Origin of the sequence: Anaerovibrio lipolyticus LB2005, assembly GCF_000621545.1 — a bacterium.
Classification (GTDB): domain Bacteria; phylum Bacillota; class Negativicutes; order Selenomonadales; family Selenomonadaceae; genus Anaerovibrio; species Anaerovibrio lipolyticus_A.
This window is the reverse complement of record NZ_JHYA01000012.1, coordinates 96174-108505: the sequence shown is the minus strand read 5'-3', so window position 1 is coordinate 108505 and position 12332 is coordinate 96174. Positions and strand designations below refer to the sequence as shown.

Annotated in this window: 11 protein-coding genes; all 11 read left to right on the top strand. The window is 45.8% G+C overall.

The annotated features are described in order from the left end of the window. The first annotated feature begins 151 nt into the window (after positions 1-151). Positions 152-1474 (top strand): S-layer homology domain-containing protein, encoded by a 1323-nt coding sequence (locus tag T355_RS0110235; protein WP_027397678.1) that lies wholly within the window; start codon positions 152-154, stop codon positions 1472-1474. A 154-nt stretch (positions 1475-1628) separates the two neighbouring features. After that, positions 1629-3323, top strand: coding sequence for a putative bifunctional diguanylate cyclase/phosphodiesterase (locus tag T355_RS0110230; protein ID WP_027397677.1), 1695 nt, complete (start codon positions 1629-1631; stop codon positions 3321-3323). 169 nt (positions 3324-3492) lie between these two features. Continuing rightward, positions 3493-4692 (top strand): ADP-forming succinate--CoA ligase subunit beta, encoded by a 1200-nt coding sequence (gene sucC, locus T355_RS0110225; protein WP_027397676.1) that lies wholly within the window; start codon positions 3493-3495, stop codon positions 4690-4692. 14 nt (positions 4693-4706) lie between these two features. After that, on the top strand, positions 4707-5609 hold the full coding sequence (sucD, locus tag T355_RS0110220; protein ID WP_027397675.1) for a succinate--CoA ligase subunit alpha: 903 nt from the start codon (positions 4707-4709) through the stop codon (positions 5607-5609). Between the two features lie 103 nt (positions 5610-5712). Beyond that, a complete protein-coding gene (locus T355_RS0110215; RefSeq protein ID WP_027397674.1) occupies positions 5713-6924 on the top strand; it encodes an O-antigen ligase family protein in 1212 nt (403 codons plus the stop codon). Between the two features lie 118 nt (positions 6925-7042). Continuing rightward, positions 7043-8065, top strand: coding sequence for a rod shape-determining protein (locus T355_RS0110210; protein ID WP_027397673.1), 1023 nt, complete (start codon positions 7043-7045; stop codon positions 8063-8065). A 25-nt stretch (positions 8066-8090) separates the two neighbouring features. After that, complete coding sequence (flgF, locus tag T355_RS0110205; protein ID WP_027397672.1) at positions 8091-8900, top strand: flagellar basal-body rod protein FlgF; 810 nt, start codon at positions 8091-8093, stop codon at positions 8898-8900. Between the two features lie 118 nt (positions 8901-9018). Beyond that, positions 9019-9810: a flagellar basal-body rod protein FlgG gene (flgG, locus tag T355_RS0110200; RefSeq protein WP_027397671.1), complete on the top strand. Its 792-nt coding sequence runs from the start codon at positions 9019-9021 to the stop codon at positions 9808-9810. After that, positions 9810-10556 (top strand): flagellar basal body P-ring formation chaperone FlgA, encoded by a 747-nt coding sequence (flgA, locus tag T355_RS0110195; protein WP_027397670.1) that lies wholly within the window; start codon positions 9810-9812, stop codon positions 10554-10556. Before flgG ends, flgA begins: the two co-directional genes overlap by 1 nt. A gap of 39 nt (positions 10557-10595) precedes the next feature. Further along, a complete protein-coding gene (locus T355_RS0110190; protein ID WP_051555533.1) occupies positions 10596-11186 on the top strand; it encodes a flagellar basal body L-ring protein FlgH in 591 nt (196 codons plus the stop codon). 26 nt (positions 11187-11212) lie between these two features. After that, positions 11213-12328: a flagellar basal body P-ring protein FlgI gene (locus T355_RS0110185; protein ID WP_027397668.1), complete on the top strand. Its 1116-nt coding sequence runs from the start codon at positions 11213-11215 to the stop codon at positions 12326-12328. The last annotated feature ends 4 nt before the right edge of the window (positions 12329-12332 follow it).

The window sequence follows — 12332 nt, the reverse complement described above, 5'->3', positions numbered from 1 at the left end:
CAATATTAAATTGATTATGTTACACTACCAGTGTATCAGGGTCGGAAGATGGCTCCAATCGCTGAGGGAACATGGATACTCGCGGAAGAGAGCTTCAGAGGACACTGATAGCCGAATAATAATTTATTTATTTCAAAGGAGGAGTTCTCAAATGAAGAAGACTCTCGTATCCGCATTGACTACCGCTTTGGTAGTAGGCGCTGCTTCCACTACTTTTGCAGCTGCTAATCCTTTCGCTGATGTTCCTGCTGACCACTGGGCTTATGATGCAGTTTCCGAGCTGCAGGCTAAGGGTGTAGTGAACGGCTATGCTGTTGACAACACTTTCCGTGGCAACCAGAACATGACCCGTTATGAGATGGCTCAGATCGTAGCTAAGGCTATGGCTAAGGTTGAGACTGGCGACGCTGCTACCAAGGCTATGGTAGACAAGCTTGCTGCTGAGTTCCGTGATGAGCTCGCTAACCTCGGCGTTCGCATGGACGACCTCGAGGCTCGTATGGACAATGTAAAGCACAGCGGTTTCATTCGTTATCGTTATGACAGAAAGACTGGCGATGATGGCTTCCATAATCCAAATCAGTTCGTTAAGTTCCGTCTGAATAGCGCAGTAAAGATCAACGATCATGTTGATGGTTATGCTCGTGTTGAGTGGTCTCATGATGTTAATACTGATGTTTCCAATAGAGATGGTGGTGAGGTTGCTCAGTTGTGGGTACATGGCAAGGTTGGTACCACTGACATCTATGCTGGTAGAATGAATCCTAACGACTATGCTTCCTTCCTTCATGGTCTCGTACTTGATACCGAGTACACCGGTGGTCAGGTAACCTTCAACAAGGCTGCTGGCAATGGTAACATTTCTTGGACCATCGATGCTGGTAAGACTTCTGGAAGCTCAGCTCTTGCCGAGGATGTTAATTGGGCAATTGTTGGTGGTGAGCTTAAGGCTGTAACTCGCTCTCAGGCTCGTGTAATCGGTACTCATGTAGATTATAACAACGGTAAGTTCGATGCTGGTCTTGGTTACTATAACTTCAGCAATGGCCTTAATCAAGTGAAGCTGACTAATAATAAGTCTAGCTTTGGCGTTTGGGGTATTGGCCTCGGCTACAACTTTGGTGATGTATATCTGACTGGTGACTACGCTCGTGCAAGCGAGACTGTTGCTGTTGCTGGTCGTGAGGGCGACAAGGATTCCTACAACATCCAGGTTAACTACAAGGGTGCTAAGGCTTCCCAGCCTAAGTCTTGGGGTGCTTATGTAGGTTATCAGAAGCTCAGCTACACTGCTTCTCCATTCCCTACCTATGATGTTAAGTATGAAGGCGCTAAGGGCTGGAAGGTAGGCGTTGACTATGCCTTCATGAAGAACATCGTTGGTACTCTCCAGTATTTCGATGGCAAGCTGATGAACAGAAATGGCAATGACAAGGTTCGTCGCATCTTCGGTCAGGTAACCTTCTCCTTCTAATCTAAATTAGAAAGAAATAGTTACTAACTAAACAAATAGACCTGCTGACAGGTAAAGCTGTCAGCAGGTTTTTTGTTTGTTGTTACTTTTTTTATTGGTTAAAAGGAATATGGAGGGATTTGTGGAATATCTACAGTGGAACGGGGTGGATATTATGAATGATAGATCCGTAATGCTTATAGTAGATGATGTGGAAATAAATAGGGCCATACTTTCCCAGTTTTTCCAAAACGAATATGAAATATTGGAGGCCCCCAATGGCAAAGAGGCACTGGATATTCTGGAGACCCGTAATGTGGATATTATACTCTTGGATTTAATCATGCCGGTAATGGGGGGGATGGAGCTTTTGGCTGTGCTTCATAAGCACCCAAGATTCCAGCATATTCCTGTGGTGGTGACTACCTCCCAAGGATTACTGAACAGCGAAATTCAGGCCTTGGAAAACGGGGCAGCTGATTTTATTACTAAACCATATAATCCTATTGTGGTGCAGTGCCGGGTACGGAATGTAATGGCACGGCAGGAAAACGAATGGCGCAAAGAACGCCAGCGCCTTCAGGCGGAAAAAATCAGTGCCATGCAGACCCTTATAGAAACAGACCAGCTCACTGGCCTTTACAACCACCATACCATGCTGGCAAAAACTGCGGAGATGATACAGGAAAACAGGGCAACCCAGTATTGCATAGTGTATCTTGATATCAGCTGCTTTAAGGTAATAAACGAGCTCTTTAATATGGAAACGGGAGATATGATATTAAAGACAGCAGCGGCCTACTTTAAGACTGTTGTGGGTAATCGTGGGTTGGCGGCTAGACTTTCTGCTGACCATTTTGCTATCTGTATGCCGGAAAATGCCTTGGATATGGAGCTGGTTATTCAGGGGCTGGATGCAGTTATGCGTTCCTTGGCTGTATATAGAAGCATTATGTTTTATGCCGGCGTATTCACCGTAGATAATGTTTATCTAACGGTAAACAAGATGCTGGACAGGGCCCACATGGCCATGAATACAGTAAAGGGAAATTACAACAGAAGGTTTGCCTATTACGACGAGCAGCTTAGAACCGCCCTTATGGAGGAGCAGATGCTGGTGCGGGATATGGAAGGTGCCCTGGATAACAATAACTTCTGTATTTTCCTTCAGCCTATTTATGATTCCGCTACGAATAAAATTAAATCAGCAGAGGCACTTATCCGTTGGAATCATCCCCAGCGTGGCATGATAAGCCCAGGAGTGTTTATTCCTGTCTTTGAGAAGAACGGCTTTGTAACCAGGCTGGATCGTTTTGCCTGGGAGTCGGCCTGTCGCTTCCTCAGCCGTCAGCGGGATAATGGCTTGGATGTGGTGCCAGTTTCGGTTAATGTGTCCAGAGTGAATATGTACGACCATAATTTTGTGGATTATATGACCTCCCTTTTGGGGAAATATGATTTGGAGCCGTGGATGCTGCGAATTGAAATGACAGAATCAGCTTATGTGGACAATCCAGGTCAGATGCTGAAGATTTTACGGCGACTAAAAAATGCGGGACTTACGGTGCTAATGGATGACTTCGGCAGTGGCTATTCATCCCTTAATATGCTGAAAAATATTACAGCGGATGTATTAAAGCTGGATATGAAGTTCGTGCAGGATATTGAAACCTCCCAACGGGCAGCTACCATTATGAAGAGCGTGGTGAACATGGCCCATGATTTGGGGATGCAGGTAATAGCCGAGGGAGTGGAAACTGAGCCTCAGGTGAGCTTTTTGAGGGACATTGGCTGTAGACTGATACAGGGCTATTACTACGCCAGACCTATGGCAGCAGATGAATTTATGGATAAGCTGATAGCAGAATAATATTGGAGAAGTTGGGTGAGAGTTTGTCAAACGAATTACCCAACTTTTTCCTATTTTTAGAAGAAAAACAGATAAAAGTAGACATTTTCCCCAAAAAGTTATATGATGTATTTGTTAGCAAGGGTATATTGTTATACATTACGGGGTAAAATAGAGGAGGACAGAAAAGATGAACATTCATGAGTATCAGAGCAAAGAGGTCCTGAGACAATTTGGTGTTAATGTGCCAAATGGCAAGCCAGCCTTCACTGTTGATGAGGCAGTAGCGGCTGCCAAGGAGCTGGGCTCTAAGGTAACTGTTGTTAAGGCACAGATTCATGCTGGTGGTCGTGGAAAGGCCGGTGGCGTTAAGATTGCCAAGAATCTGGATGAGGTTAAGGCTTATGCTACCGAGCTTTTGGGCAAGATTCTGGTTACCCACCAGACTGGTCCGGACGGTAAGAAGGTTAATCGTCTTCTCATTGAGGAAGGCTCCAATATAGCAAAAGAGTATTACCTAAGCTTTGTTAATGACCGTTCTACTGCCAAGATCGTTATGATCGGTTCCGAAGAGGGCGGTATGGAAATCGAGAAGGTGGCTGCTGAGTCCCCTGAAAAGATTATTAAGGAGTACATTGACCCAGCTATTGGTCTTGCTCCATTCCAGGCAACCCGCATGGCTTACAAGATGCACTTTAAGCCAGAGGCTATCAAAAAGGCTTCTGCTACCATGATTAAGCTGTACAACGCATTTATTGGCAAGGATTGCAGCCAGGTTGAGATTAACCCATTGGTTGTTACCGCTGAGGACGATGTTATTTGCCTTGATGCCAAGCTGAACTTTGATGACAGCGGACTTTTCCGTCATCCTGATATTGTGGAGCTTCGTGATGAGACCGAAGAGGATCCTAAGGAGCTGTGGGCTTCCAATGAGGGCCTGAACTATGTTAACCTTGGTGGCGACGTGGCCTGCATGGTTAACGGTGCTGGTCTTGCTATGGCAACTGTAGATATTTTGAAGTATTATGGCGGTGAGCCAGCAAACTTCCTGGATGTAGGAGGTAGCTCCACCCCAGAAAAGATTGCCACCGCATTTGAGATTATGCTTGATGGTGGCCAGGCCAAGGGTATTTTCGTAAATATCTTTGGTGGTATCAACAAGTGCGATGTTATCGCTGAAGGCATCCAGAAGGCTGCTCAGATTATTGCTGAGAAGACCGGTCAGGATGGCATCCCAGTTCCAGTAGTTGTTCGACTCGAAGGTACCAATGTTGAGCGCGGTCGTCAGATTCTCACCGAGAAGCCTGTTAAGAACGTATTCATGGCTCCTACCATGGAGGGCGGTGCTCAGGATATCGTTAAGCGCGTTGAAGAAGCTAAGAAGAACTAAGGAGGTCTGCTGAAATGGGTGTTTTGATTAATAAGGATACAAAGGTAATTGTACAGGGTATAACTGGTAAAACTGCAGCCTTCCATACCAAGCAGATGCTGGAATATGGTACCAACATTGTGGCTGGAGTTACTCCAGGCAAGGCTGGTCAGACTGTAGAGGGAGTTCCTGTATTTGATACAGTAGAGGATGCAGTAAAGGCAACTGGTGCCACTGCTTCTGTAATTTTCGTTCCTGCCCGCTTCGCTGCTGATTCCATTATGGAAGGTGTTGAGGCTGAGCTGGATTTGGTGGTATGTATCACCGAGCATGTTCCTGTTCAGGATATGATTAAGGTTCGTCGCTACATGGAGGGCAAGAAGACCCGTCTTATCGGTCCAAACTGTCCTGGTATTCTCACCGTTGATGAGGCCAAGATGGGTATTATCCCTGGCTACATCCATAAGAAGGGCCATGTAGGTGTTATCTCCCGCTCCGGTACCCTGACTTACGAGGCTACCTTCCAGCTTTCCAACGCTGGTATCGGCCAGACTACAGCCATCGGTATTGGTGGTGACCCTATTAAGGGTACTGACTTCATCGATGCTCTGAAGCTCTTTAATGAGGATGACGAAACCAAGGCTATTATGATGATTGGTGAAATCGGCGGTACTGCAGAGGAAGAGGCTGCCCAGTGGATCAAGGAGAACATGAAGAAGCCTGTTATTGCCTTCATCTCTGGTGTTCAGGCGCCTCCAGGAAAACGTATGGGCCATGCTGGTGCAATTATCGCTGGTGGCAAGGGTACTGCAGCTGACAAGATTAAGGCTTTGAATGCTGTTGGTATTCCAGTAGCTGAGACCGTAGCTACCATGGGTGAGACTGTGGTTAAGAAGCTGAAGGAAGCCGGCATCTATGATGAGTGCCACACTTGCTAATATCATCTAAATGATGTAGAATTTAATAGCAAATTCAAATTTAGGTCCGTTACCGGCCTTTGGGCTGGTAGCGGATTTTAATGTTAAACAATGAGGTGTATTAATGGACACAACAGCAAAAATAGAAAAATGGATATTCTATTTCTTGGGAGGGTATGCTTTGCTGTCCAATGTGACTATTGCTGGTAGTAATGTTTTTTTGGGATTGGCTGTGGCGGCAGCGGTGGTCCGTTTGGCGAAAAAACATGATGATTGGCGGGAACGGTTAAAGGTGGATAAGGATCTGGGAAAGCCATTTTTTCTTTTTGTTGGTGTAATGGTTATCACAAGCCTTTTCTCTTTAGATATACTAACGAGTTATGATGAGTTATTTAATCACTATGTAAATAGAATTGTCCCTTTTTTGTTAGTATTGATGTTTGTGCGGGACAAGACTAGATTGATAAAATTGGGCATGCTGGTTGGGGGATCTATAATTATTAATGCTATAATGTGTATTTTACAAACTTACGGGGTGGTTGATGATGAAGGATCTCGTGGACGGGCTCCCGGGCTAATTGGTATTATGATGACTGCTGGTATGATGTCTATGTGGATACCGGTACTGACTTTGCTGGTAATGGAGTGTAAGAAAAGATATAGATTGTGGTTGATAATAGCCTTGTTCATATCTGTTTTGGGAATGATTTATAATGGCACACGAGGTGCATGGCTGGCTGTGGTCATTACTGTTTGCGTAACATCGATAATATATGCAAAGAATAAACTTAAAGTATTGGTAGTATTCTTGTTGTTTGGAATAGCACTGGGGTGTATAGTAAATAATGTGCCTTGGATGCAGCAGCGAGTTGCAAGTATGACGCAAACATACGAAAACAGAAGTAATCGGGAACGACTGTATTTGTGGCAAAGTGCCCGAAATATGACGGCGGATTATCCGCTTACTGGTGTAGGCTATGGGTGCTTTAGAGAGCAGTATCAGACAAAATATATTCTTCCTGAGGCTGAAGAGCGTAGACTGACTCATGCCCATAGTAATTTTTTTCATGTGATGGCAGAAAGTGGCTATCCTGGAGCAGTAGCTGTATGTATTTGGTGGTTGGGGACCATCGTTTATTGTGCAAAGGGCTGGAAAAAATATAATAATATTGGATATTTAACATTTATGGCGATTTTTTTAGGCATAATGCTACAGGGGGCTACGGAATATACGATGGGAGATTCCATAGTTATGAAGTTGTTCTGGTTTGGACTGGGGCTAAGCTATCAATGGACTAAAATAAAAGATGATGAAATACAATCAGGTGCAGTTTGAAACTGCACCTGATTTTTATTGAAATCTTTTCGTGATTATATTATAGTAATTATATATCGATAAAAATAGGCGAGGTGTATTTAGTGCGCCTATATATAGATGGAAGGAAGATGTTTTAATGTTTGGCATGTCAATGGATATTGGCGTTGATTTAGGTACTGCAAATGTTTTGATATACATAAAGGGCAAGGGCGTAGTGCTGCGGGAGCCATCTGTGGTAGCAGTGGACCGTGATACCAACAGGGTCTTGGCCGTAGGTGAGGATGCCCGTCGCATGATTGGCCGTACCCCTGGAAATATTGTGGCCATTCGCCCATTGCGCGAAGGCGTTATCAGTGACTATGACATTACCGAGGCAATGCTTCGTTATTTTATTGAAAAGGTTACAGGCCGTAGCTTTGTATTTCGTCCCCGCATTATGATTTGCGTTCCATCAGGAGTTACCATGGTGGAGCAGCGTGCCGTGCAGGAGGCAGCAGAGCAGGCCGGGGCCAGAAAGACCTTCCTTATCGAGGAGCCTTTGGCAGCGGCCTTAGGTGCTGGCCTTGATATTTCCGAGGCCTATGGCTGTATGGTGGTGGATATTGGTGGTGGTACCACAGATGTGGCTGTCATCAGTCTGGGTGGTATTGTAGCCAGTGATAGTCTGAGAACTGCCGGTGACAGCTTCGATGAGGCCATCATTGACTACGTAAAACGTAACTTCAATCTGATGATTGGTGAGCGTACTGCTGAGGACATAAAGGTATCCATTGGCGCTGCCTTCCAGGGTTCCCGTAATGGGAAAATGGAGGTTAAGGGCCGTGATATGCTCAGTGGCTTGCCTAAGCTGGTGGAGGTTACCACTGATCAGGTGGCAGAAGCCCTAAAAGATCCTGTTACCAAAATTGTGGAATGCGTGAAGAAGGTGTTGGAGGAGTGCCCTCCTGAGCTGGCGGCGGATATTATGGACAGAGGCATTGTTCTGACCGGCGGCGGTGCCATGTTGTATGGCCTTGATGACCTGATTCACCGTGAGACCAGAATTCCTGTTGGGCTGGCTGACGATGCCCTGTCCTGTGTGGCATTAGGTACCGGCAAGGCCCTTGATAATATTGATAAATTGGACGACAAGAAGTCCATGTCTTTCTGGAGAAAATAAGGCGATTTAAAGAGGAGGACTTAGTATGTGGCGAGGACTTTATACCGCTGCTACGGGTATGATTACAGAGTCATATCGTACAGACACCATTGCCAATAATCTGGCAAATGCCAATACCACTGGCTTTAAGCGGGATGATGCAGTGAGCAAGGAATTTGAGCCAATGCTCATTCATAGAATAGATGATATGTCCAAGGTTCAGAGGGATGTTACTACTTTTAAAGGCTTTTCTCTCAATAACAATGCTCCTGTTATCGGCGAGTTGGGCCTGGGTTCTGAAATAGATGAAATCGTAACTGACCACTCCCAGGGCTCTTTCCAGACTACAGGCAATCCTTTCGATTTGGCTATTTCCGGCGAGGGCTATTTCATGGTGAATACCCCTCAGGGGCAGAGATATACCAGAGATGGTAATTTCTACCGCTCCTCCACGGGACGACTGGTAAACGTCAATGGCTACAATGTGTTGGATGACAGAGGACGTCCAATTGATATTCCGGATGAGGCTACTACCATTATCGTAGGCCCTAATGGAAATATCACCATGAACGATAATGTGCCTATAGCCCAGATCGGTCTGTTCCAGTTCCAGGGTGGGGACCAGGTGATGATGAAGCAGGGGGATAACCTCTATCGCACCAATGGCAATCCGCGTCGTATGAATGCCACTGGAGAAATTCAGCAGGGAATGCTGGAGCGTTCCAATACCAATGTGGTTTCCGAAATGGTAAATTTGATTACAAACTACCGTTCCTATGAGGCTAACTCCAGGGCTGTGGTTACCCAGGATACCATGCTGGAAAAATCCGTCAACGAAGTAGGACGCAATATGTAAGTGTGGTTTTAATGGTTTCCTAATGTAACCATTAAGTATATATAATGTTTTGACGATATACTAAGATAAGAGAAATTAGTGTTTTTTTGTCTGTTTGTAAAATGGAGGTTTTTGCCTTATGATGAGATCATTATGGTCCGCTGCTTCAGGAATGAAGGGCGAACAGAAACAGATGGATGTACTTTCCCATAACATCGCCAATGTTAATACCTATGGTGCCAAGCCACAGCGTGCTGAATTTCAGGATTTGATTTATCAGACACTGCGGGCTGGTGGTGCTGAAAGCGGTGATGGTACCATGTTCCCAACTCCTGTGCAGATTGGTCTTGGTTCCAAGTTTTCCGCTACTACCCGTGTTTTTACCCAGGGTAATATTCAGGTTACAGATAATGTTACTGATATAGCCATTGAGGGTGAGGGCTTCTTCCAGATTCTTCTCCCTGATGGGACCACTGCCTATACAAGAGATGGTTCCTTTAAGCTGGATGCGGACCGCAATCTGGTTACTACTGATGGTTATCAGCTGACAAACAATATTCAGTTTGATGCCAATGCACCATCTGACAGTATAACGATTTCTTCCACTGGTGCGGTTTCTGATACTCCGGCAGGTGGTGTTCCTACCGTTGTTGGTCAGATTACCTTGGCCAGATTTTTAAATCCTGCTGGTCTGACCGCCATTGGTAAAAATATGTTTATTGAATCTGCTGCATCTGGCGGGCCTCTTGAAAATAACCCTGGTACAGATGGTACTGGTACTCTTATTCAGAGTGCGCTGGAAATGTCTGCAGTTCAGATTGTAGACGAAATGGTTAATATGATTGTGGCTCAGCGTGCATATGAGTCCAACTCCAAGGCTATTACTACCTCCGACTCCATGCTGGAGATTGCCAACGGGTTAAAGCGCTGATGAATAAAATCCTTGGCTTATTATTGGCAGTTTGTTTGCTACTGCCTATGTCGGCTTCCGAAGGAGCCAAGGTGGTAGTTGCCCCAACAGCTCAATTACCTCAGGTGATAGTGAGGGAGACTCTGATTCAGCAGGCGACGATTGGTATTGAGGATTATATGCAAAATGGGGGAGAGACCCGGCGACATACCATCGAGCCCATTAATGTCCCAGCGGGACTTAGGCTCCCGGAGGGGCGTATATCCTACAGAGTTGTCCTTCCCAATGGGGTTCGTTTTAGTAAAGGAACCTTGGTAAATGTGGATGTGCTTTTAAATGGCAGTAAGTATACTACCATGAGGTGCCTCATGCGGGTGCGGGCCTACGATATGATGGTGGTGGCCAATAAGCAGCTGGTACAGGGCACGGAAATCACAGCACAGGACCTACGTATTGATGAGCGTGAGTACAAGGGGGAAAACTGGACCTATTTTACTGATGTAAAGCAGGTGCTTGGCAAGGTGGCCCGTCGTGGCATCGGCCAGGGGGAGATTGTTACCTCCAGAAATATTCAGAATGCGGTGATAATCCATTCTGGAGATTTGATAGATCTCACAGCAGTGGTTAATGGCATTCGGGTGACCACTCAGGGTAAGGCTATGGAAAATGGCCGTGAGGGTGACTATATAAACGTAAAAAACCTGGCTTCCAACAAGGTGGTCAGGGGAAAAGTTATTGATAAGAACAACGTGGAAATTTCCCGTTAGATTATGATTTGACGGTATTATCGGAGGCAGGTGAGCTTAATGAAATATGTTTTGTCCATTATCATGGGGGCAATGATGTTTTTCCAGGTGGGGATAATGGTTCCTGCCACCGCCGGAGCAGTGAGCTTGTGGAGCGAGGATTCACGAAATATTTTTTCTGACCGCAAGGCATCCCAGGTGGGAGATATAGTCACTGTTATTATCAGCGAAACGGCTAGTATGACTTCTACCAAGGATTCCAGTAATTCCAAGTCTGGCAAACAGAATCTTGATGCTGGTTTTGGGATTTTTGACTTCCTGGCAGCGGCCAATGCCAGCCAGAACGACAGCTTCTCTGCCAAGGGCAGTGCCACTAACAGTAATACGGCCAGAGGAACCATAACTGTAACCGTAACAGATGTGGCGCCAAACGGCAATCTTATTGTTGAAGGAACTCAGTCTATTTGGAATAACAAGAATGAGCATAAAATTACACTTCAGGGTATCATTCGTCCAGATGACATTACTTACCGCAATACCATTCCTTCCAACAAGGTGGCTGAGGCAACTGTGAAGTTTGATGGCAAGGGCCCATTGAATTCCAAGCAGAGACAGGGTATCATTACCCAGATTTTCAACTTCCTGTTCTAAGTATAGGGCATTTTGGAGGATTAAAGATGAAATCCATTGTGAGAATATTATCACTGGTGCTGTGCCTGTGTGTTATGGCCACCAGTGTGGTGTTTGCGGACAGCGCAAGTACAAGAATAAAGGATATTGCCAAGGTGCAGGGGGTTCGCTCCAACCAATTGGTGGGCTACGGTCTGGTGGTTGGTCTTAATGGTACCGGTGATTCCAACAAGATGACACCTACTATTCAGTCCATTGGCAATATGATGAGTGCCTTTGGCGTTGGCTTTGATGTAAATGGCCTAAAGCCAAAGAATGTGGCAGCGGTTATCGTAACAGCTACCCTGCCTCCTTTTGTAAGGGAAGGGGATAACATTGATATTACGGTTTCTTCCATTGGTGATGCCACCAGTATTCAGGGAGGAACCTTGGTACAGACCCCATTGAAGGCTGCCAACGGCAATGTTTACGCCGTGGCCCAGGGGGCTGTGTCCACTGGTGGATTCGTGGCAGGCCGTGGTGGCGGCAGTGCCCAGAAGAATTTCCCAACTGTAGGTACCACCCCAAATGGTGCGATTGTGGAGCGTACAGTGGAGGATGATTTGTCAGAGCTGGGAGGGAAGCTGTCCCTTTCCCTTAATAAGGCTGATTTTACCACTGCCAGTCGCGTGGCAGCAGCCATTAACAGCAACTATGGCGGTATCGCCAGAGCTACCAATCCTGGTCGAGTGGATGTAACTATTCCGGCATATTTCCGCAATTCCGTGGTGGATTTTGTGGCTTCCTTGGAGGATATAAATGTTACGCCTGATAATGTGGCCAAGGTGGTTGTAAATGAGCGCACTGGTACTATTGTTATGGGTGGCAACGTATCCGTTGACAGTATTGCTATTACCCAAGGGGGACTCAGTGTAAGAATAAAAAAGGAAACTGAAGTAGACCAGCCTGAACCATTCAGCATGGGACGCACTGTGGTGACCCAGGATGAAAGTGCTGAAGTGGAGGAGCAGACAGCTAATTCCATCGTGCTTCCGGCTACTGCCAATATTAATGATATTGTGGGTGCTCTCAACGCTGTGGGGGCTACTCCAAGGGATATTATTTCCATTTTGCAGGCAATTAAGGCTTCTGGGGCCTTGCACGCAGAGCTGGAGATTATCTAAGCAG

Bases quoted from the DNA above. Each gene is read 5' to 3' on its own strand.
- T355_RS0110190 (WP_051555533.1), top strand. From the start codon at position 10,596: ATGAAATATGTTTTGTCCATTATCATGGGGGCAATGATGTTTTTCCAG.
- T355_RS0110210 (WP_027397673.1), top strand. From the start codon at position 7,043: ATGTTTGGCATGTCAATGGATATTGGCGTTGATTTAGGTACTGCAAAT.
- flgA (WP_027397670.1), top strand. From the start codon at position 9,810: ATGAATAAAATCCTTGGCTTATTATTGGCAGTTTGTTTGCTACTGCCT.
- T355_RS0110235 (WP_027397678.1), top strand. From the start codon at position 152: ATGAAGAAGACTCTCGTATCCGCATTGACTACCGCTTTGGTAGTAGGC.
- T355_RS0110185 (WP_027397668.1), top strand. From the start codon at position 11,213: ATGAAATCCATTGTGAGAATATTATCACTGGTGCTGTGCCTGTGTGTT.
- T355_RS0110215 (WP_027397674.1), top strand. From the start codon at position 5,713: ATGGACACAACAGCAAAAATAGAAAAATGGATATTCTATTTCTTGGGA.
- flgF (WP_027397672.1), top strand. From the start codon at position 8,091: ATGTGGCGAGGACTTTATACCGCTGCTACGGGTATGATTACAGAGTCA.
- flgG (WP_027397671.1), top strand. From the start codon at position 9,019: ATGATGAGATCATTATGGTCCGCTGCTTCAGGAATGAAGGGCGAACAG.
- T355_RS0110230 (WP_027397677.1), top strand. From the start codon at position 1,629: ATGAATGATAGATCCGTAATGCTTATAGTAGATGATGTGGAAATAAAT.
- sucD (WP_027397675.1), top strand. From the start codon at position 4,707: ATGGGTGTTTTGATTAATAAGGATACAAAGGTAATTGTACAGGGTATA.
- sucC (WP_027397676.1), top strand. From the start codon at position 3,493: ATGAACATTCATGAGTATCAGAGCAAAGAGGTCCTGAGACAATTTGGT.